Below are 20,444 nucleotides of genomic sequence, written 5' to 3' on the forward strand. Positions count from 1 at the left end.
GCCACGCCCGGCGGTGACGCCGCCGGCGCTCGGCGCGGCCGCCCTACCAGGCGGAGCGCAGCGGCCACACCGTGAGCCGCTCGACGTGCATCCCGCCCTCCTCGGCGAAGGTGCCCAGGCCCGTGTCGGCCGGGTCGGGGAAGATCTGGTCGGTCAGACACACCGCGCCGTCGCCCGCGTACACCTCCACCGACGAGCGGTCCACGATCAGCCGCAGCCGCAGCACGCCGTCGGTGAGCGCGAAGGGGGCACGGTGCACGGCGGGGAACTCCGGCGCGAAGCCGACATCGCCGGACGCCGTGCGGTCCACGTACAGCTCGCCGTCTCCGGAGTCGTAGCCGATACGCGTCCGGTGCCCGCCCCCGGTCCGCACCTCCAGGCCGCACCGCCGCGCCCCGTCCGGCCGCAGCACCGCTTCGATCTCGTACGTCTGGCCTGCGTCCCGCAGCAGCCGGGTGGCGCCCGCCCGCACCCGGCGGCCGGCGATCCGCAGCGCCGGGCTGCGGCGCAGCGTGGCCAGCTCGGCGACCGGCTGCTGGACGAGTTCGGCGCCGCCGTCCGGCGCGGCCCGCAGGCCCAGTTCGCGGGGGAAGCCCATCGCGCTGCGCCACGGGCTGGTCGGGATCTTCTCGCCGTACAGCCAGTTGTTCATCCAGGCGACCAGGACGCGGCGGCCGCCCGGTGCGTCGTTGTACGTGACGCCCGCGTACGCGTCGGCGCCGTGGTCCAGCCAGCGCGGCGCGTCGTGCGGGTCGGCGGTGAAGCGGGTGCCGTCGAAGTCGCCGGTGAAGTACTGCCCGGCCGAACCGCCCGCCGGGCCACCGGGGTTGAGGTTGACGATCAGCACCCACTTGCGGCGTGCCGGGTCGTCGCCCACGGGCAGCTCGAAGAGGTCAGGGCACTCCCACACGCCGCCGGTCGCCGCGCTCGGCCCGAAGTCGCTGCGGTGCGTCCAGGACTTGAGGTCGGGTGAGGTGTAGACGCTGATGCGGTGCTCGGCGGAGAGCGCGAGGACCATCACCCAGCGGGCGGTCGGCGCGTGCCAGAAGACCTTGGGATCACGGAAGTTGTCCGAGCCGATGTCGAGGACGGGATTGCCCGCGTACCGCTTCCAGGTTGCCCCGTCGTCGATGCTGTAGGCGAGCGACTGCCGCTGCCCGCCGGTCGCCTTGACCATGCTGGTGTAGATCGCGACGAGCGGCGGATTCGCCGCGGTGCCCAGGCCGCTGGTGTTGTCGCGGTCGAAGACGGCGCTGCCGGAGAACACCATCTCCTCGTCCGTCTGCGGGATGGCGACCGGCTGCTCCTCCCAGTGCAGGAGGTCGGTGCTGACGGCGTGGCCCCAGGACATGTTGCCCCAGGTCGCGCCCGAGGGGTTGTACTGGAAGAAGAGGTGGTACTTGCCGTTGTGGTGGATCAGCCCGTTGGGGTCGTTCATCCAGTTCTCGGCGGGGGAGAAGTGCACCTGCGGGCGGTAGGTCTCGTCGTACGCGCGCGGCGCGGCGGCCGTCGCCGGGGCGGTGGACCAGGCGCTCAGCGCGCCGGTGCCGGCGAGGGCGAGCGCACCGGCGAGGACGGTGCGGCGGGCGGGGTGGCGGTGCGGGGTGTCGGGCATGGGAGTGCCTCCGGTAGGGCAGCGCGGCCAACTGGCCTGCATGCGGGGCAGGGAATGGCGGGTGAGTCCCGCGCGTCCACGGCTCCCGACGAACCGGACGGCTGGGGTGACACGTTCGTACGCGGCCGCCGCCGACATGGCGACCGCGGCAGACTGTAGAAGGCGCGCCCGCGGTTGTCCAGGGGGCTTGGGGGGTCTTAAGGGGCTTGGGGGCCTCTGACGATCAGCGGGGCGGGTCGGCGGGGCACCCGCACGACGTGCGATGCACCAGCGTCGGCTCCAGCAGCACGGTCCGCTTCGCGCCGCCCGGGTCCGCGATCCGGTCGATGAGCATCCGTACGGACTTGGCGCCGATCTCCTCGACCGGCTGGGCGATGGCCGTCAGCTGCGGCTGCAGCAGATCGGCCCACTCGAAGTCGTCGAAGACGCTCAGGGCGATGTCCTGCGGCGCCTTCAGGCCCAGCCGGGACAGCGCCCGCAGCACGCCGAGCGTCATGTGGTTGTTGCCCACCACCAGCGCGGTCGGCGCGTCCTTGCCGCGCAGCAGCCGCTCGGTGACCTGCTGCGCCATGTACGCGTGGCTGTGCCCGGCCACCACCAGCTCCTTGGCCGGGTCCAGGCCCTGCCGCTTCATGCCGCGCTGCCAGCCGCGCACCCGCTCCGAGCTGGTACGGATGCCGCGCCGCCCGGCGACCATGCCGATCCGGGTGTGGCCGAGGTCGGCGAGGTGGTCGACGAGGCGGGCGGTGGACTCCACGTTCGCCGTGCCGATCTGGTCGAAGGCGGCGGAGGCGCAGCGGTCGATCAGGACGGTGGGCAGGCCGGTGTCGGTGAGGTACCGCAGCGCGGCACTGCGGGGGCCGGCCGCGGTCGCCAGCAGCAGCCCGTCGACGCGGCGCTGGTGGAGGTTCTGCACGACCCGCAGCTCCTCAGCCGGGTCGTCGTGGGTGTCGGCTATCAGCAGCGTGTAGCCCGCGGCGCGGGCGGTGGCGTCGATCGCCGAGACCATGTCCGCGAAGTGGAAATTGGTGACCGCCGACACCGCGAGGCCGAGCGTCTTGGTGCTGGAGGTCACCAGCGAGCGGGCGATGGTGTTGGGGATGTAGCCCGTGCTGCGCATGGCGGCGTGGACCTGGTCGCGGGTCTCCTCCTTGACGAACCGGGTCCCGTTGATCACGTGGGACACGGTCGAGACCGAGACCCCGGCCCGACGTGCCACGTCGGCCATGGTCGCCATGCGTGCCTCCTCCGGTCTGCCGTCCCCGTGATCGTACGTGAAGCGGTCTCCGAGAAAAGCGCTTGCGCAAACGCTTGCGCGAAATCGTTCGAGCGGTCACGATGCCGTACCGGGCGGTCGCATCCCGACCGGACGCCCCGGCACCCAGCGTCGCGTGCCGAGGTTTCCGTGGCCGCCCCCTCCGGCTGCCGTGCGACGCGGCACCGGCTCCCGCCGCCCGTCCCGCCGACGGACGCCAGGCGGCGGGAGCACCGCACGCCCCGGTCCGCCGGACGACCGGACCGGGACGTGCGGGCGCAACCGGTACCAGCTGACCCCGCGTCAGCCCACCTGAAGGAGAGCTGCCTTGGCCCGCACCGACACCGTCCTCCCACCCGAACCGGGCGCACCGCCGCGCAAGCGCGGACGGGCCGCGGTCATCGGCGCGTCCGCCGTCGCCGCGCTCGGCGGCTTCCTCTTCGGCTACGACACCGGGATCATCTCCTCGGCCCTGCTGTACATCGCCCCGGAATTCCACCTCAGCTCCGGCATGCAGCAGGTCACCGTGGCCTCCCTGCTGCTCGGCGCGATCGTCGGCGTACTGGTCAGCGGCGCGGTCACCGACGCCGTCGGCCGTCGCCGCACGCTGCTCAGCGCCGCCGGCATCTTCACCGTCGGCGCCCTGGGCTGCGCCGCCGCACCCAACGACGCCGTACTGATCGGCGCCCGCTTCGTCCTCGGCCTCGCCATCGGCACCGCCTCGCTCGCCGTGCCCGCCTACATCGCCGAGATCGCGCCCAAGGAGAGCCGCGGCAAGCTGGTCTCGCTCAACCAGCTGATGATCACCGTCGGCATCTTCGTCTCCTACCTCGTCGGCTACGCCTTCGACGACTCGCACGGCTGGCGCTGGATGCTCGGCCTCGGCGCCGTGCCGTCCCTGCTGATGTTCGCCGGCGTACTGCGGCTCTCCGAGAGCCCGCGCTGGCTGCTCACCCACGGACGCCCCGACGAGGCCCGCGCCGTGCTGTGCCGCACCCGTACCGCCGAGGAGGCCGAGCGCGAGGTCCGCGAGATCGAGGCGCTGGCCGCCCAGGAGTCGAAGATCGGCTACCGCGACCTGCTGCGCCCCGCCATGCGCCCGGCCGTCATGCTCGGCGTCGTCGTCGCCGCCACGAACCAGCTCGTCGGCGTCAACGCGGTGATCTACTACGCGCCCACCATGCTCAAGCAGGCCGGTTTCGCCAGCTCCGCCGCGATCCTCTCCTCGCTCGGCATCGGCCTGGTCAACATGGTCCTCACCGGCATCGCGCTGCTCCTCGTCGACCGGGTCGGCCGCCGCCCGCTGCTGCTCGGCGGCACCGGCGTCGTCGTCCTCGCCCTCGCGCTGCTCGGCGCGCTCTACCTCTTCGGCGGCGGACAGCCCGCGAACAGCGGCCTGCTGGTCGCCGGACTCTGTCTCTACATCGGCGCCTTCGCGCCCAGCCTGGGCCTGGCGATCTGGCTCATCAACAGCGAGATCTTCCCCACCGCGGCCCGCGGCAAGGCGTCCTCCTTCGGCAACGTCACGCACTGGGGCCTGGACTTCGCCATCTCGCTCACCGTGCTCACCACCATCCAGGCCCTCACCCCGACCGGCCTCTTCTGGCTCTACGCGGTCTTCGGCCTCCTCGGCGTCGGCTACCTGTACCGGAAGCTGCCCGAGACCAAGGGCCGCAGCCTGGAGGACATCTCGGCCTCCCTGCGCGGCGAGCGCGCAGCGGCCTGATCACACCGCCGCGCGCGGCGACTGCGGGCACTCCGCCCACAAGTCGCCGCGCGCGGCGAACACGTTGGTCGTTGACCCTTCCCACTCCTTACCCACAAGGTGAGTAGGAGCCTGTGGCCGATCCGCGGCCAGGGGCGGGGCCATGTGGCCCCACCGTCCATCCGCACCGCTTCCGTGGGAGAGCTGTCGTATGAGCCACCTTTCCGAGCATCTGCGCCAGGCCACACCCGTCGTCGCCGAGCGCGGCGAGGGCGTCCACCTTTTCGGTACGGACGGCCGCCGCTATCTGGACTTCACCGCCGGCATCGGCGTCACCAGCACCGGCCACTGCCACCCCCGCGTGGTCGCCGCCGCCCAGGAACAGGTGGCCACCCTGATCCACGGCCAGTACACGACCGTCATGCACCAGCCGCTCCAGAAGCTGGTCGCACGGCTCGGCGACGTACTGCCCCAAGGGCTCGACAGCCTCTTCTTCGCCAACTCCGGGAGCGAGGCCGTGGAAGCCGCGATGCGGCTCGCCCGGCAGGCCACGGGGCGGCCCAACATCGTCGTCTGTCAGGGCGGTTTCCACGGCCGCACGGTCGCCGCCGCCTCCCTCACCACCTCCGGCACGAAGGTCCGCACGGGCTTCGGCCCGCTGATGAGCGGCGTGCACGTCGCGCCCTTCCCGAACGCGTACTACTACGGCCGCCACTACGGCTGGGACGAGGAGGCCACCACCCGTTTCGCGCTGCGCGAGTTCGACCACCTCCTGCAGACCGTCACCGACCCCTCCGACACCGCCGCGATCATGGTGGAGCCGGTGCTCGGCGAGGGCGGCTACGTCCCCGCCAACAGCGCCTACCTGCAGGGCCTGCGGGAGCGCGCCGACCGGCACGGCATCCTGCTGATCCTGGACGAGGTGCAGACCGGCGTCGGGCGCACCGGCCGCTTCTGGGGCCACGACCACTTCGGCGTACGGCCCGACATCGTCATCACCGCCAAGGGCCTGGCCAGCGGCTTCCCGCTGTCCGGCATCGCCGCCCCCGAGGCGGTGATGGCCAAGGCCCGGCCCGGCTCGCAGGGTGGCACGTACGGCGGCAACGCGGTCGCCTGCGCCGCGGCCCTCGCCACCCTCGACGTGGTCGAGGACGAGGGGCTGGTCGGCAACGCCGCCACGATGGGCGCCCGGCTGCGCAGCGGCCTGGAGGACGTCGCCGCCAAGCACCCCGCCATCGGCGACGTACGGGGGCTCGGCCTGATGCTCGCGAACGAGTTCACCACCGAGGACGGCGAACCGGACCCGAAGACCGCGACCCGCGTCCAGCAGGCCGCCGTCGAGGAGGGGCTGCTGCTCCTGACGTGCGGCCCCTGGGGCAACGTCGTCCGGCTGATCCCGCCGCTGATCGTGACCGAGCAGCAGATCGACGAGGGGCTGCGGGCCTGGTCCGCCGCCGTCCAGGCGGGCTGCGCCGACCGCTGAGGCGCCGCCCGGACCGGCCGGCCCCGCACGGCAGGGGGCCGGCCGCCCGTACCCGTTCCGCGTACCGATCCGCCGGGAGGCACCGCTCATGACCACGACCACCAGCACCCAGCCGTCGGGCTCCCCGGACGCACCGCGCTCCGGCATCCGCGTCGTCGACGCCGTCCCCAAGCAGCTCTTCATCGACGGCCGGTGGCAGGACGCGGCCGGCGGCCGCACGCTCCCCGTGGACGACCCCGCCACCGGCCGCGAGCTGTGCCAGGTCGCCGACGCCGCGGCCGGGGACGGCCGGCGCGCCCTGGACGCCGCGGTCGCCGCGCAGAAGGACTGGGCGGCCACGGCCCCGCGCGCCCGCAGCGAGATCCTGCGCCGCGCCTACGAGCTCCTCATCGAGCGCAAGGAGGACCTCGCCCTCCTGATGACCCTGGAGATGGGCAAGCCGCTGGCCGAGGCGCGCGGCGAGGTCGGCTACGCGGCGGAGTTCTTCCGCTGGTTCTCCGAGGAGGCCGTCCGCATCGACGGCGGCATGTCGCGCACGCCAGACGGCGCCAACCGCGTCCTGGTGATGCGCCAGCCGGTCGGCCCGTGTCTGCTCATCACCCCCTGGAACTTCCCGCTGGCGATGGGCACCCGCAAGATCGGCCCGGCGGTCGCGGCCGGCTGCACGATGATCCTCAAGCCGGCCCCGCAGACCCCGCTCTCCAGCCTGGCGCTGGCCGCGATCCTCACCGAGGCGGGCCTGCCGCCCGGCGTCCTGAACGTCGTCACCACCACCGACGCGGCTGGTGTCGTCGAGCCCCTGCTGCGCAGCGGCGACATCCGCAAGCTGTCCTTCACGGGCTCCACCCAGGTCGGCCGCATCCTCCTGGCCCAGTGCGCGGACACCGTCGTGCGGACCTCCATGGAGCTGGGCGGGAACGCGCCGTTCCTCGTCTTCGCCGACGCCGACCTGGACAAGGCGGTGGACGGCGCGATGGTCGCCAAGATGCGCAACATGGGCGAGGCGTGCACCGCGGCCAACCGCTTCTTCGTGCACCGCTCGGTGGCCGACGCCTTCGCCACCCGGCTGGCCGAGCGGATGGGCGCCCTCACCGTCGGCCCCGGTACGCAGGACGGCACCGATGTCGGCCCGCTGATCGACGCGGCCGGCCGGAACAAGGCCGCCGACCTCGTCCAGGACGCCGTACAGCGCGGCGCCAAGGCCCTGATCGGCGGTGAGGCACCGGACGGCGCGGGCTATTTCTACCCGCCCACCGTCCTCACCGACGTGCACCCCGACTCGGCGCTGATGTCCACCGAGATCTTCGGCCCGGTCGCCGCGATCCTCACCTTCGACGACGAGGACGAGGCGGTCGGCGCCGCCAACGACACAGAATGGGGACTGGTCGGCTATCTCTTCACGGAGAACCTGGACCGCGCGCTGCGGGTCGGTGAACGCCTGGAGACCGGCATGGTCGGCGTCAACACCGGGCTGGTCTCCAACCCGGCCGCGCCCTTCGGCGGCATCAAGCAGTCGGGGCTGGGCCGCGAGGGCGGCCGGGCCGGCATCGAGGAGTTCCTGGAGATCAAATACCTGGCCATTCCGGCCGGCCCGGGCTGACCGGCCACCGCTGCTCCGTTCGGTCTGATGTGCTACTGCAATCAGGCGGTCCCGGTTTCGGCAGGGTGGCGAACGGGTCGTGGCCGGTGATTCTCCCAGAGAACAAGCCACCTCCTCATGGGAGAAAACATGTCCATCCGTACCGCCCTCGTGGCGACCGCCCTGGCCGCCGCGACGGTCCTCGGCGGCGCCGCCACCGCCGTGGCCGACTCCGAAGCGGAAGGCTCGGCCTACGGCAGCCCGGGCGTCCTCTCGGGCAACGTCATCCAGGTGCCGGTGCACGTTCCGATCAACGTGTGCGGGAACAGCATCAACGTCATCGCACTGCTGAACCCCGCGTCGGCCACCTGCGTGAACGACGGCCACGGCCATCACCACCACGACAACCACCACTGGAACCACTGAGCGGTCGCCGAACCGCGCCGCACCCGCCGCCGGGCCCCTGGGTCCGGCGGCGGGTGCCGTGGTGAACGAGGCGTCTCGGTGGTGTGTCGGTCAGGGCAGGATCTCGACGTACCCCTCGGTTCCGTGCACGCGGATCCGCTGCCCGTCCCGGATCAGCCGGGTCGCTTGCTCCACGCCCACGACAGCCGGCAAGCCGTACTCCCGGGCGATCACCGCGCCATGGGTCATCAGACCGCCCACCTCCGTCACCAGGCCCGCGATCCCGACGAACAGCGGCGACCAGCTGGGGTCCGTGAAGGTCGTGACCAGGATGTCGCCCGCCTCGAGATCGGCCTTCGCCATGTCGAGAATGACGCGGGCCCTTCCCTCGACGGTCCCGGCGGAGACCGGCAGGCCGATCAGGGCGCCGGCCGGCGCGTCGTCGCGCCGGTACGCCCCGGTGACGGCCTCGCCGTCCGAGGTGAGCACCCGGGGCGGGGTGAGCGCCTGGTACGACCGGAAGGCGTCCTTGCGCTGCTGGATGAGCCGGCCGTCCACCTGGTTCGCGCGCACGGCGTCGTGGCACTCCTGGAACGTGAGGTAGAAGATGTCCTCCTGCTCGGGAAGCACGCCTGTCTGCACGAGGCGCTCGGCCTCCGCCAGCAGGGCCTGCTTGTAGACGAAGTAGCGGCTGACGATGTTGTACTTCGGGTACTCCCGGTAGCCGATGAAGGTCCGGACCCGGTCGATCATCCGCTTGGTCTCGTCGGCCTTCCGGTCCCCGTCCGGCAGGGCCCGCAAGCGTGCCAGCACGTCCTGTTCCTTCTGCCGCGCCTTCTGCCGCCCCTGCTCGAAGCGCCGCTCGGCGGCGCCCGGCTCGGAGTTCCTGACATTGTCGAGGATCACGGGCACGAGCGTGGTGGGGCGCTCGCGCCACCGCGGCCTCGTGATGTCGATCTCGCCGGCACAGCGCATGCCGTACCGGTCGAGGTAGCCCTCGATGGCGTCGCGGGCTTCGGTCCCGCCCGGGAGCTTCGCCAGCTCGTCCAGGAAGGCGTTCTCCTCGGCGTACTCGGCGTCCTCGACGCCCCGCAGGAACGCCACCACCTCCGGATGCGGGCGGATCACATCCGCGACGTCGAGCAGCGCCAGCCCCATCTCCGAGGTGACATTGCCGGGGGCGGACAGCGTGAGCGTGTCAGCCGCGTTCTTCTCGCCCAGCCACTCCCGCAGCTTGTCGTTGAGCCACCACGTGGCCTCCATCCCCGCCATGATCGCCTGCATGCTCAGCGGATCACTGAGGATCCGCTTGTGCTCCTCGAAGGCCTCCAGCAGGAAGTCGAACAGCGCCGGCCCGGTCTTCGTCCGGATGTCGCGCTCCAGGGCGGCGAGGGAGGCCCGGCTGCGCTCGATCAGCTCGGTGACGAGGGCCGGATCGGTCTCGACCGGGGCGGACGCGCCGCCGGTGGGGGCACCTCCCCGGCCCCCCGGGCCCGGGGGAGGCCCGCCGGGAGCCGCGTCCGGGAGCGACGGGACGAAATCGTCGCGGGCGAGGACAGTTTCCAGCGCGTCCCTGACCAGCGGGTCGCCTTTCCCCATGATGTCCAGCAGGGCGGTGCGGCTCGCGGGCGATGCCAGGCGCCGGGTGACGTCGACGAACAGCCTCCCGCCGGCCTCGTGCATCGGCACCATGGCCGTCAGCTGCCACATGGAGAACCCCAGAGGCCGCATGGGGTCGGTCATCATCTGCTGGTGACCGACGGAGACGTAGACGTGATTCTCCTGGCCGTCGGCCTCGGGAATGGGGAACAGCGTCGTGATCGGCCGGCTCTGGACGATCTGGAAGTCGTCGTCGACCAGGCACCATTCGATGTCCTGCGGGCGGCCGAAGTGCGCTTCGATCCGCCGCCCGAGCCGCACGAGCCGCACGACCTGCGCATCCGTCAGCGCCGGCTGCTCCTGCCGCCGCGCGTCGATCGCCACTTCCTGCGTACCGCCGGCCGGCAGGGCGCGGACGGCACGCTGCTTGGCGGCGATCGTCCTGGCGACGACCTGGCCGTCGCGCACCGTGAAGACGTCCGGGTTCACCAGGCCGGAGACCAGAGCCTCACCGAGGCCGAAGCCGGCGTCCACGGTGGCGACCTTCCGGTTGCCCGTGACGGGGTCTGCCGTGAACAAAATGCCGGCCGCATGGGGGAGGACCATCCGCTGCACGACCACGGCCATGTGGACCGTACGGTGGTCGATGCCGTTCCGCCCGCGGTAGGTCACGGCCCGCTCGGTGAACAGCGAGGCCCAGCACCGGCTGACGTGCTGGAGGATCGCCGCCGGCCCCACGACGTTGAGGTACGTGTCCTGCTGGCCGGCGAAGGAGGCCGTCGGCAGGTCCTCCGCCGTCGCGCTGGACCGGACGGCGTAGGCGGCTTGCTCGCCGTGTCGGGCGAGCGCGCGGGTGATCGCCGCCGCGAGATCCTCCGGGATGGCGATTTCCTCGATGGTCCGGCGAATCTGCGCGCTGAGCGTGCGGATCGCCTCCCGGTCGCCCTCGTCCCCCTCGCCGGCAAAGCGAGTCACGCGCGACAGCTGATCGAGCCGATCGCCGATCGACGGCGCCTCCGCCATGATCCGCCGGAAGGCGTCCGTCGTCACACAGAAGCCGTCCGGCACGCGGATGCCGTCGATCCGCGACAGCCCGCCCAGGTGCGCGCCCTTGCCGCCGACGACCGCGACCTGCGTCTCGTCGACGTCCTGAAGATCCAGTACGTACTGCTCCAGCACTGCTCATGCCCCGTTTCCGCAGGTTGTGGCCTCGGCCGACGATTCTGCGGCACGCCCCGGGTCTTGCCGCAAGCCCCCCAGTGCGCTATAGCTTAAGAGTGGCAAGGAGAGCGCTCTCCTTGCCTTTTGCTCTACCGCCCTCGAACGCGGTGGCTCGCCACACCGAACCATGCGGCCGAGCCCCGAACGGTCAGCAGGACGAAGACCGCGACGCATCCGACGACGGCGAGAGCCGACGTCAGGTAGACGGCGGTGTACGCCCACTGGGGATACAGCTCGTCGACCCCCGGGAACATGTCCCGGTACCGTCCCCCGCCGCCCATGCTCTCCCTGAGCCGTTCCGAGCTGGCTGCGAGCTGTTCCAGCGTGGCTTGTGTCGTCATGGTCACGAAGGCCCGGGCAGTGGCCAGCGGCGCGAGCAGCCCGACGACGACGAGCGTGACGACGCGGGCGCGCGGCCGGGGCAGCCGGAGCGCGAGCGCCAGGCCGGCCAGCGTCGCGGCCATGGCCCCCAGCGCCACGACCACGATGGCGGTCGGCCCCACGGCGCTCCTGGGAAGGCTGGGGAATGCCACTCCGACGCCGTACTTGGCGGTCTGCTCCCGAACGGTCCGCATGTAGTCGTCGAGGTGTCCCAGGATCGCCTGGTACGTCAGGACCTCCACGACGGCACCCACGACCGCGAGGACGGCCAGACACATCAGTACGGCCATGGCCGCCGTGACGGCGGCCGGCCGGCGGACGCGCGGGAGCGGTGACTGAGGCTGGGGCTGTTGGGGCTGATAACCGTACGGCGAGGACGGATAGCCGTACGGCGAAGGCGGGTAGCTGGGCGGCTGGGGCAAGTGACCGGACGGGGGCGGCACCTGGCCGACCGCCGGGGGAGGCGGTGGCTGCACGGGCGCGGGCACGGGCAGGGGCTGCGGATGCTGCCGGGCCGGACGGGATTCGCGGAAGTACCCGTGGGAGGCGGGCAGCGCCAGCAGGGTGAGCGAGGCGACCGTCAGCACCAGCATCCCGCTGGTCACGACGCGGGTCATGCCGCCGTACCACGGCACGGAGTCAGTGGCGCTCACCGCCAGGAGCGCGATGTCGAAGCAGCCGGACAGTCCGCCGACCACCCACGTCAGTACCCGGGCCGGTTGCCTGCCCCGCCCGTCGAGGAACGCCAGCAGCGCGCAGCCGGCCCCGAACACGATGGTGAGCAGGGCGAACGTGACCAGCCCCGCCGCGGCGAGCGTGCCCGCCGACTCGTCGCCCGCCCGCTCGCTCCGGTAGTGGCTGAACTCGGGAGCGGCGAAGAGCGTGCCGATCGCGGACACCAGGGCCAGCGCCGCCACCCCGGCGAACAGATAGCTCGCCGCGAACACGGTGCCCGGAGGCGTCGGCCGCGGTCCCTGTCTCATTGTGGTCACCGGTCAGGCCCCCGTCGGATCGCTCGCCCGACGGCGGCGCAGCAGCACGGCGCCCGCCACGAGCCATGCCGCGAGGGGCAGGGCCGCGAGCGCGTAGAACAGCGGCTTCGACGTCGCCGGTGTGGGTTCGGCGTAGGCCTCGGGCAAGGGTCTGGAGGTGGTCAGGCCGCCGAGCCACACCTCGCGTTTCGTCCCGCTCGGTGCGTACAGCGCGTCGCGCGCCGAAGTCGCCAGCCGGGGGTGGTCCTTGGCGAACGCGGCGGCGCTCAGCTTGTTCTGCGCGATGCGGGTGAAGTCCACGCCGCCGTAGACGTAGGTCCGGGTGTAGACGGTGTTGCCTTTGGTGGTGGTGTGCTTGACCTTGAACTCGCCGTTCTTGTACGAGCGGACGTAGCGGTCGAAGACCTCGCGGGGCGTCCAGTTCTTCCGGGAGGCCCAGCGGCTGATGTCGCCCTTGCCGATCACGTCGGAGTACGCGGTGTGCTTGGTGGCGCCGCGCTTGCGGAACCACTCCGCGGCGACCCGGCTGGCGTAGACCCGGCGCAGGTCGGCGTACTCGGGCGCGTGGTTCACCGCGTGCTGGACCCGCGGCAGGATCGTCGTGCGGTACAGGTCCTCGTTGTGCCGGGTGGCCGCGTCGTCCCGCTGGACGCACGTCGCGGCGCCCTGGGCCTTGACGACGTCCGACTCCATCTTCACCCGCAGGGGCGCGTCCAGGATGTACAGCTCGTTGCCGTTGTCGCGGACGGTGGCCCTGCCGGGGACGATCCACTGCCGCATGGACAGGCAACTGGCGTCACCCCGCAGGGAGTTCCAGAACTTCCGGCCGCCGGCGGTGTCGGGATGGATGAACTTCGCGACCGACTTCTTCATCGCGAGGTCGGCCTCCAGCAGCACCCGTCCGGCGTCCGTCTTCCCGAACTCGGCGTCGATGATCCGGTCGGGTTCGTCGGGATTGAGGTTCACGGTGAAGGCGGACGGTGGCAGCGCCAGCCAGACGAAGAACGCGTCGGAGGCGAGCCGGGCCGCGCGCCGGCCGCCGAAGGACCGCTCGTCGGTGGTCAGCTTGTCGGCCTTGAAGCCGTACTGCACGCCGGAGCCGTTGTGGTACGTGTCGGACACGTAGCGCAGCTCCAGTGTGGAGAAGTCGACGCCGCCGAGATCGCGTCGGCCCATCGCCGGGGCGTCACCGTTCTCGGCGAGATCCTCGGCGTGCCAGTCCTCGGTCAGCCCGGCCCGGATCGCGTCCTCCAGCGAGTCGGCCGAACCCTCCAGCGCCTCGGTCATCGAACTGTCGGCCGGCAGCTGTCCGGGGGCGGCCAGCACGTCCGGCGCGGCCGCGTCACCGGCCGGCCCGCCGCGTGGCCCGCCGGACGGGCCTTGCGGGGTCGGGACGCCGCCTCCGCCCTGGGCGGGGGGTGGCGTGCCGCCGGCGCCGGGGGTGGGTTGCGGGGTGCCACCCGAGGACCCAGGCGTCACCCGCTGTCCGAGCGCGGGGAAGTACCGGACGTCCGACCGAACACCGAACCGCGCCGCCAGCTCCTTGATCATCTCGACCGACTCCGCGGTGGGCCGCTCGCCGAACACGGTGATCAGGCGGCAGCCGGTCGCCTTGGCGATCTTCATCAGATCCTCGAACTGCTTCCGGCCCTCGTCGGTGAAGACATCCGCGCCGGACTTCATCTCCACGATGACCTTGAGCTTCTCGAAATCCGCGGCGTCGAGCGGGCGGTCGTCCTTGTGCAGCCCCAGGCCCCTGAGCTTCGGCAGCAGCTTTCTGGGCACCCTCTTGCCGTACTTCCAGGCGCCCCGCTGGTCCAGCCCTTCCTTCTGGAGGTACTCCCGCTTGACCAGCGGCTCGAACCCATCGCCCTTGTGCTTGCTGTTGAACGCATTGATGTAGCCGGCGCGCCACTGCTTCCAGTCCGGAACCGCGGTGCCCTCTTTCTGCACCTTCCAGTGGGCGAACATGAACTTCTTGGTGCCCCAGACGTACTTGCCGGGGGCGTCGAGGCTGTTCAGTACCCGGTCGGACGGCTCATCGATGTCGCTCAGTACGCCGGGCTCCCGGAAGACCTCCTTCTCGAAGATCTTCCGGAACTTCTGCCACGTCATGCCGCCCTTGTTGTACATCTTCCACCGGGCGAACATGTGCTGCCAGGTGCCCCAGTCGTAGTCGTCCTTGCCCCCGATCGGGCGCAGGTCCGCCTCTTTGGGCTCGGGGATCGCCTTGAGGTCGTCGGCGTTCGTGTACTGATAGACGCCCCTCACGTACGTGTCGGCATTCCACTCCACGCCCGGGAGCGGGATGTCCGGAGCGGCGACGGCCGGCGTGGACGGGGCCACGAGAGCGATCAGGCTCAACGCGGTGGCCGGCGTGAAGGTACGGATTCTGAGGAGCGCTAAAGGCGTCGACACCCCGTTATTGTCTGGACTCGGTCAATAAGGGTCAAGGAGTCGCCCCGGGTGCGGAAAAGGGCGGGCGGAAGCTCGTACACCGGCGGAAATGCGGGCGTTTGCCGTACGGCGGGTGGTGGTACCCCTGTGGCGCACGCCCGGCGGCCCGCCGGGCCCGGACGCCCGGCGCCCCCGCCGGGCCGGCAGAAGACCGTCGAAGGAGACAGTGCCGTGGCCTCGAAAGCCGACTCGCAGCTCACCTATACGGTCCCGGGCATGAGTACCTCCGAGGGTTCGGAGGTCATCCAGCTGCTGCGGATGCGGCTGCACGCGCTCAACGACCTCGCCCTCACGCTCAAGCACGTCCACTGGAACGTGGTCGGCCCGCACTTCATCGCCGTGCACGAAATGCTCGACCCGCAGGTCGACGCCGTACGCGACATGATCGACACCACCGCCGAGCGCATCTCGACGCTGGGCGGCGAGCCCGCCGGTACGCCCGGCGTCATGGTCGCCGAGCGCACCTGGGAGGACTACGCCATCGGGCGGGCCGAGTCGATCGAGCACCTGGGCGCGCTGGACGTGGTGTACACGGGCATCATCGAGGACCACCGCGAGGCGGTGCGCGCCACCGACGAGCCCGACCCGATCACCCAGGACATGCTCATCGAGCAGCTGCGCAGCCTGGAGCTGTTCCAGTGGTTCATCCGGGCGCACCTGGAGAACTCCGGCGGCAAGCTGAGCACGGCCCGGCAGACCAGCGAGACGGACGCGGCGCGGGCGGCGGGCCGACAGGCTCGCCAGCAGCCCTGACGCTCCGCGAACCGGACGGGAGAGAGACCGTCTGAATCGTTTTTGCGCCGCGCCCGGCGAAGTGTTGCCGGGCGCGGCGCTTTGTGTGGACGCCCCCTTGACGCTTTCTGCTTCGGCGGCCTAACTTGGGCGCACTGAAACGATTCAAAAAGTTTCGCCACCGTACACCGCCGAGGTGATCCATGCGCACGCCCGACCCGTCCGCCGTGAAAGCCGCCCTGAAGGCCCAGGTGATCGAGACCCCGTCCTGGGGTTACGGCAACTCCGGCACCCGCTTCAAGGTGTTCGCGCAGCCCGGCGTCCCCCGCGACCCCTACGAGAAGCTGGACGACGCCGCGCGGGTGCACGAGTTCACCGGCGTCGCCCCCGTGGTCTCGCTGCACATCCCGTGGGACACCGTCGAGGACTACGGGAAGCTCGCCGAGTACGCGGCCGAGCGCGGCCTGACGCTCGGCGCGGTCAACTCCAACACCTTCCAGGACGAGGACTACAAGCTCGGGTCCGTCACCCACCCCGACCCGGCCGTCCGCCGCAAGGCCACCGACCACCTCCTCGCCTGCGTCGACATCATGGACGCGACCGGGTCCCGGGACCTGAAGCTGTGGTTCGCCGACGGCACCAACTACCCGGGCCAGGACGACATCGCCGCCCGCCAGGACCGGCTGGCCGAGGCGCTGGCCGAGGTGTACGGGCGGCTCGGCGACGACCAGCGGATGCTGCTGGAGTACAAGTTCTTCGAGCCGGCCTTCTACACCACCGACGTGCCCGACTGGGGCACCTCGTACGCGCACTGCCTGAAGCTCGGCCCGAAGGCGAAGGTCGTCGTCGACACCGGGCACCACGCGCCGGGCACCAACATCGAGTTCATCGTCGCCTTCCTGCTGCGCGAGAAGAAGCTCGGCGCCTTTGACTTCAACTCCCGCTTCTACGCGGACGACGACCTCATGGTGGGCGCGGCCGACCCGTTCCAGCTCTTCCGGATCATGCACGAAGTGATCAAGAACGGCGGGCTGGAGGCCGCGAACGAGGTCAACTTCATGCTCGACCAGTGCCACAACATCGAGGCGAAGATCCCGGCCGTCATCCGCTCCGTCATGAACGTGCAGGAGGCCACCGCCAAGGCGCTGCTCGTGGACACGGGGGCGCTGCAGGCAGCGCAGCGTTCCGGCGACGTGCTCGCCGCGAATGGCGTCCTGATGGACGCGTACAACACGGATGTGCGGCCGTTGCTCGCGGAGGTGCGGGAGGAGATGGGGCTGCGCCCGGACCCGGTCGCCGCGTATCGCGCCTGCGGGTGGCAGGAGCGGATTGCCGCGGAGCGGGTGGGCGGCACGCAGGCCGGGTGGGGCGCCTGAGAGGCTGCCGCGCTCTGTTCAACGGCGACTGCCGGTCGGCTGTGGCTGGTCGCGCAGTTCCCCGCGCCCCTGACGGGGCGCCACCTCAGACTCCCATCGTGAAGGACTGAAACACTCATGGCATCCCACCCCGAAGTCGACGCCCTGCTGGAGCGCGCTCACCGCCTCGGTGCCGATCCGCGTAATACCAACTACGCGGGCGGCAACGCCTCCGCCAAGGGGGTCGCCACCGACCCCGTCACCGGTCGGCCCACCGAGCTGATGTGGGTCAAGGGCTCCGGGGGCGACCTCGGCACGCTCAAGGAATCCGGTCTGGCCGTGCTCCGCCTGGACCGGCTGCGCGCGTTGACCGAGGTGTACCCGGGCGTGGAGCGCGAGGACGAGATGGTCGCCGCGTTCGACTACTGCCTGCACGGCAAGGGCGGCGCGGCGCCGTCGATCGACACCGCGATGCACGGTCTGGTCGACGCCGCGCACGTCGACCACCTGCACCCCGACTCCGGCATCGCGCTGGCCTGCGCCGCCGACGGCGAGAAGCTGACCGCCGCGTGCTTCGGCGAGCAGGTCGCCTGGGTGCCGTGGCGGCGCCCCGGCTTCCAGCTCGGCCTGGACATCGCCGCGATCAAGGAGGCCAACCCGCAGGCCGTCGGCGTCGTCCTCGGCGGCCACGGCATCACCGCCTGGGGCGCCACCTCCGAGGAGTGCGAGCGCAACGCCCTGTGGATGATCCGTACGGCCGAGACGTTCCTCGCCGAGCAGGGCAAGGCGGAGCCCTTCGGGCCGGTCGTCGAGGGGTACCAGGCGCTGCCCGAGGACGCGCGCAAGGAGCGGGCCGCCGCCCTTGCCCCGGTGATCCGCGGCCTGGCTTCGGCCGACAAGCCGCAGGTCGGCCACTTCACCGACACCGAACCGGTACTGGACTTCCTCGCCCGCGCCGAACACCCCCGGCTCGCCGCCCTCGGCACCTCCTGCCCCGACCACTTCCTGCGTACCAAGGTCCGCCCGCTCGTCCTGGACCTGCCGCCCGCCGCCCCGCTGGACGAGGCGATCGCGCGGCTGAAGGAGCTGCACGAGGAGTACCGGGCGGAGTACCGCGCCTATTACGAGCGGCACGCCACCCCCGACTCCCCGCCGCTGCGCGGCGCCGACCCGGCGATCGTGCTGGTCCCCGGCGTCGGCATGTTCAGCTACGGCAAGGACAAGCAGACCGCGCGGGTGGCGGGCGAGTTCTACCTCAACGCGATCAATGTGATGCGCGGCGCCGAGGCGGTGTCGACGTATGCGCCGATCGCGGAGGCGGAGAAGTTCCGGATCGAGTACTGGGAACTGGAGGAGGCCAAGCTCCGGCGGATGCCGGCGCCCAAGCCGCTGGCCACTCGGGTCGCGCTGGTCACCGGCGCCGGTTCGGGCATCGGAAAGGCCATCGCGCACCGGCTGGCCGCCGAGGGCGCGTGCGTCGTGGTCGCCGACCTGAATGAGGAGAGCGCGGCCGCGGTGGCCGAGGAGCTGGGCGGCGCCGACAAGGCCGTCGCGGTGACGGTCGATGTCACGGACGAGGATCAGATTGCCGCCGCCTTCAAGGCCGCCGCGCTCGCCTTCGGGGGCGTCGACCTGGTCGTCAACAACGCGGGCATCTCCATCTCCAAGCCGCTGCTGGAGACCACCGCGAAGGACTGGGACCTGCAGCACGACATCATGGCCCGCGGCTCCTTCCTCGTCTCCCGCGAGGCGGCCCGCGTGATGACCGCGCAGGACATGGGCGGCGACATCGTCTACATCGCCTCCAAGAACGCCGTCTTCGCGGGCCCGAACAACATCGCGTACTCCGCCACCAAGGCCGACCAGGCGCACCAGGTCCGGCTGCTCGCCGCCGAGCTGGGCGGGCACGGCATCCGCGTCAACGGCGTCAACCCCGACGGGGTGGTGCGCGGCTCCGGGATCTTCGCGGGCGGCTGGGGCGCGCAGCGCGCGGCGACGTACGGGATCGAGGAGGAGCAGCTCGGCGAGTTCTACGCCCAGCGGACCCTGCTCAAGCGCGAGGTGCTGCCGGAACACGTCGCGAACGCGGTGTTCGCGCTCACCGGCGGCGACCTCACCCACACCACCGGCCTGCACATCCCCGTCGACGCCGGCGTGGCCGCCGCGTTCCTGCGCTGACGCGGGGGCGACGTGACCGGCACACTCTCCTTCGCCGCCGTGGATCTCGGCGCCACCAGCGGGCGCGTGATCCTCGGCCGGGTCGGCCCGGACAGCCTCGATCTCACCGAGGCGCACCGGTTCGCCAACACCCCGGTGCGGCTGCCCGACGGGCTGCACTGGGACACGCTCGCGCTCTACCAGGGCGTACTGGACGGACTGCGCGCGGCGGCGCGCGCAGGCGGCGCGGCGTCCGTCGGCGTCGACACCTGGGCGGTGGACTACGGGCTGCTGGACGCCGACGGCGCGCTGCTCGGCCAGCCGTACCACTACCGGGACGGGCGTACGGAGGGCGCCGCCGAGCGGGTGTGGGCCGCGGTGGGGCCCGAGGAGCTGCACGCGGTCACCGGGCTGCAGCACCTGCCGTTCAATACCGTGTACCAGCTCGAAGCGGCCCGGGGCAGCGCGCCGCTGGCCGCCGCGCACACCCTGCTGCTGATCCCGGACCTGCTCGTCCACTGGCTGACCGGCACGGTCGGCGCGGAGGAGACCAACGCCTCCACCACCGGGCTGTTCGACGCCCGTACCGGCGCCTGGTCCGCCGCGCTGCTCGACCGGCTCGGCATCGACCCGGCGCTGCTGCCGCCGCTGCGCCGCCCGGGGGAGCCGGCCGGCACGCTGCTGCCGCACGTCGCCGAGTACACCGGCCTGGCCGCGGCGACCCCGGTGACCACCGTCGCCTCCCACGACACCGCCTCCGCGGTCGCCGCCGTGCCGGCCACCGGGCCCGATTTCGCGTACATCTCCTGCGGCACCTGGTCGCTGGCCGGGCTGGAGCTGGCCGCGCCCGTCCTCACCGAGGAGTCCCGGGCCGCCAACTTCACCAACGAACGCGGCATCGACGGCACGGTGCGCTACCTGCGCAACATCATGGGCATGTGGCTGCTGGAGGAGTGCCGCCGCACGTGGGAGGCGGAGGGCTCGCCCGCCGCCCTGTCCGACCTGCTCGCCGAGGCCGCGCGGGAGGAGCCGTTCGGCGCGCTCGTCGACCCGGACGCGCCCGAGTTCCTGCCGCCGGGCGACATGCCCGCGCGGATCCGGAGCTTCTGCCGCCGTACGGGTCAGCGCGCCCCGGAGAGCCGGGGCGCCGTCGTCCGCTGCATCCTGGAGAGCCTGGCCCTGGCCCACCGGCGCACCCTGCGGCAGGCCGCCGAGCTTGCCGGGCGGGAGATCCGCGTCGTCCACCTGGTCGGCGGCGGCAGCCGCAACGAGCTGCTCTGCCGGCTGACCGCCGACGCCACCGGGCTGCCCGTCGTCGCGGGCCCCGCCGAGGCCACGGCGCTCGGCAACGTCCTCGTACAGGCCCGCGCACACGGCCTCGTCCCCGACCGCGCCGCGATGCGCCGCCTGGTCGCCGCGACCCAGCCGCTGCGCCATTACGCGCCGCACGGCGACCGCGCCGCCTGGGACGCCGCCGCTGCCCGCATCGGGGTGGCCTGAGCGGCGCG

General features: G+C 71.9%; 13 protein-coding genes. 8 read left to right on the plus strand and 5 right to left on the minus strand.

The window, feature by feature from the left end; all coding sequences use genetic code 11:
* Positions 1-43 precede the first annotated feature (43 nt).
* Both ABT381_RS13440 and ABT381_RS13445 read right to left on the minus strand, forming a co-directional pair.
* The gene (locus tag ABT381_RS13440) at positions 44-1,615 is read right to left on the minus strand and encodes a glycoside hydrolase family 32 protein (protein WP_351592399.1); all 1,572 of its coding nucleotides are present in this window, start codon (positions 1,613-1,615) and stop codon (positions 44-46) included.
* A 223-nt stretch (positions 1,616-1,838) separates the two neighbouring features.
* A complete protein-coding gene (locus ABT381_RS13445; protein WP_351592402.1) occupies positions 1,839-2,852 on the minus strand; it encodes a LacI family DNA-binding transcriptional regulator in 1,014 nt (337 codons plus the stop codon).
* A 346-nt stretch (positions 2,853-3,198) separates the two neighbouring features.
* On the opposite strand from ABT381_RS13445, the gene ABT381_RS13450 reads away from it, so the two are divergent.
* From ABT381_RS13450 to ABT381_RS13465, 4 genes are all read left to right on the plus strand, one after another.
* Positions 3,199-4,596 carry a sugar porter family MFS transporter gene (locus tag ABT381_RS13450; RefSeq protein WP_351592405.1) on the plus strand — a complete coding sequence of 466 codons (1,398 nt, stop codon included), beginning with the start codon at positions 3,199-3,201 and terminating at the stop codon, positions 4,594-4,596.
* 190 nt (positions 4,597-4,786) lie between these two features.
* Positions 4,787-6,058, plus strand: coding sequence for an aspartate aminotransferase family protein (locus tag ABT381_RS13455; RefSeq protein ID WP_351592408.1), 1,272 nt, complete (start codon positions 4,787-4,789; stop codon positions 6,056-6,058).
* A gap of 88 nt (positions 6,059-6,146) precedes the next feature.
* Positions 6,147-7,658 (plus strand): NAD-dependent succinate-semialdehyde dehydrogenase, encoded by a 1,512-nt coding sequence (locus ABT381_RS13460; protein WP_351592411.1) that lies wholly within the window; start codon positions 6,147-6,149, stop codon positions 7,656-7,658.
* A 129-nt stretch (positions 7,659-7,787) separates the two neighbouring features.
* Positions 7,788-8,063 carry a chaplin gene (locus ABT381_RS13465; protein WP_351592414.1) on the plus strand — a complete coding sequence of 92 codons (276 nt, stop codon included), beginning with the start codon at positions 7,788-7,790 and terminating at the stop codon, positions 8,061-8,063.
* 90 nt (positions 8,064-8,153) lie between these two features.
* Here ABT381_RS13465 and rph read toward each other — a convergent pair whose 3' ends face one another.
* The 3 genes from rph to ABT381_RS13480 form a co-directional block, all read right to left on the minus strand.
* Positions 8,154-10,820: a rifamycin-inactivating phosphotransferase gene (gene rph, locus ABT381_RS13470; RefSeq protein WP_351592417.1), complete on the minus strand. Its 2,667-nt coding sequence runs from the start codon at positions 10,818-10,820 to the stop codon at positions 8,154-8,156.
* A 131-nt stretch (positions 10,821-10,951) separates the two neighbouring features.
* Complete coding sequence (locus ABT381_RS13475; RefSeq protein WP_351592419.1) at positions 10,952-12,226, minus strand: hypothetical protein; 1,275 nt, start codon at positions 12,224-12,226, stop codon at positions 10,952-10,954.
* A 12-nt stretch (positions 12,227-12,238) separates the two neighbouring features.
* Positions 12,239-14,653 carry a hypothetical protein gene (locus ABT381_RS13480; protein WP_351592420.1) on the minus strand — a complete coding sequence of 805 codons (2,415 nt, stop codon included), beginning with the start codon at positions 14,651-14,653 and terminating at the stop codon, positions 12,239-12,241.
* Positions 14,654-14,908: 255 nt separating this feature from the next.
* Between ABT381_RS13480 and ABT381_RS13485 the strand changes: the two genes are divergently transcribed.
* The 4 genes from ABT381_RS13485 (at position 14,909) to ABT381_RS13500 (ending at position 20,436) form a co-directional block, all read left to right on the plus strand.
* Entirely contained in the window at positions 14,909-15,445 is a 537-nt protein-coding gene (locus ABT381_RS13485; protein WP_051831244.1) for a Dps family protein, read from the plus strand.
* A 182-nt stretch (positions 15,446-15,627) separates the two neighbouring features.
* Positions 15,628-16,800, plus strand: a complete 1,173-nt coding sequence (rhaI, locus tag ABT381_RS13490; RefSeq protein ID WP_351592423.1) for an L-rhamnose isomerase — start codon at positions 15,628-15,630, stop codon at positions 16,798-16,800.
* 117 nt (positions 16,801-16,917) lie between these two features.
* On the plus strand, positions 16,918-18,957 hold the full coding sequence (locus tag ABT381_RS13495) for a bifunctional aldolase/short-chain dehydrogenase (RefSeq protein WP_351592426.1): 2,040 nt from the start codon (positions 16,918-16,920) through the stop codon (positions 18,955-18,957).
* 12 nt (positions 18,958-18,969) lie between these two features.
* Positions 18,970-20,436, plus strand: coding sequence for a rhamnulokinase (locus tag ABT381_RS13500; RefSeq protein ID WP_351592428.1), 1,467 nt, complete (start codon positions 18,970-18,972; stop codon positions 20,434-20,436).
* The last annotated feature ends 8 nt before the right edge of the window (positions 20,437-20,444 follow it).

The organism is Streptomyces sp. NPDC000151 (genome assembly GCF_040301705.1).
GTDB lineage: Bacteria > Actinomycetota > Actinomycetes > Streptomycetales > Streptomycetaceae > Streptomyces.

Excerpts from the sequence above, each read along its gene's own strand:
- ABT381_RS13440 (WP_351592399.1), bottom strand. The coding sequence starts at position 1,615 with ATGCCCGACACCCCGCACCGCCACCCCGCCCGCCGCACCGTCCTCGCC.
- ABT381_RS13445 (WP_351592402.1), bottom strand. The coding sequence starts at position 2,852 with ATGGCGACCATGGCCGACGTGGCACGTCGGGCCGGGGTCTCGGTCTCG.
- ABT381_RS13455 (WP_351592408.1), top strand. The coding sequence starts at position 4,787 with ATGAGCCACCTTTCCGAGCATCTGCGCCAGGCCACACCCGTCGTCGCC.
- ABT381_RS13460 (WP_351592411.1), top strand. The coding sequence starts at position 6,147 with ATGACCACGACCACCAGCACCCAGCCGTCGGGCTCCCCGGACGCACCG.
- ABT381_RS13465 (WP_351592414.1), top strand. The coding sequence starts at position 7,788 with ATGTCCATCCGTACCGCCCTCGTGGCGACCGCCCTGGCCGCCGCGACG.
- ABT381_RS13475 (WP_351592419.1), bottom strand. The coding sequence starts at position 12,226 with ATGAGACAGGGACCGCGGCCGACGCCTCCGGGCACCGTGTTCGCGGCG.
- ABT381_RS13485 (WP_051831244.1), top strand. The coding sequence starts at position 14,909 with ATGAGTACCTCCGAGGGTTCGGAGGTCATCCAGCTGCTGCGGATGCGG.
- rhaI (WP_351592423.1), top strand. The coding sequence starts at position 15,628 with ATGCGCACGCCCGACCCGTCCGCCGTGAAAGCCGCCCTGAAGGCCCAG.
- ABT381_RS13495 (WP_351592426.1), top strand. The coding sequence starts at position 16,918 with ATGGCATCCCACCCCGAAGTCGACGCCCTGCTGGAGCGCGCTCACCGC.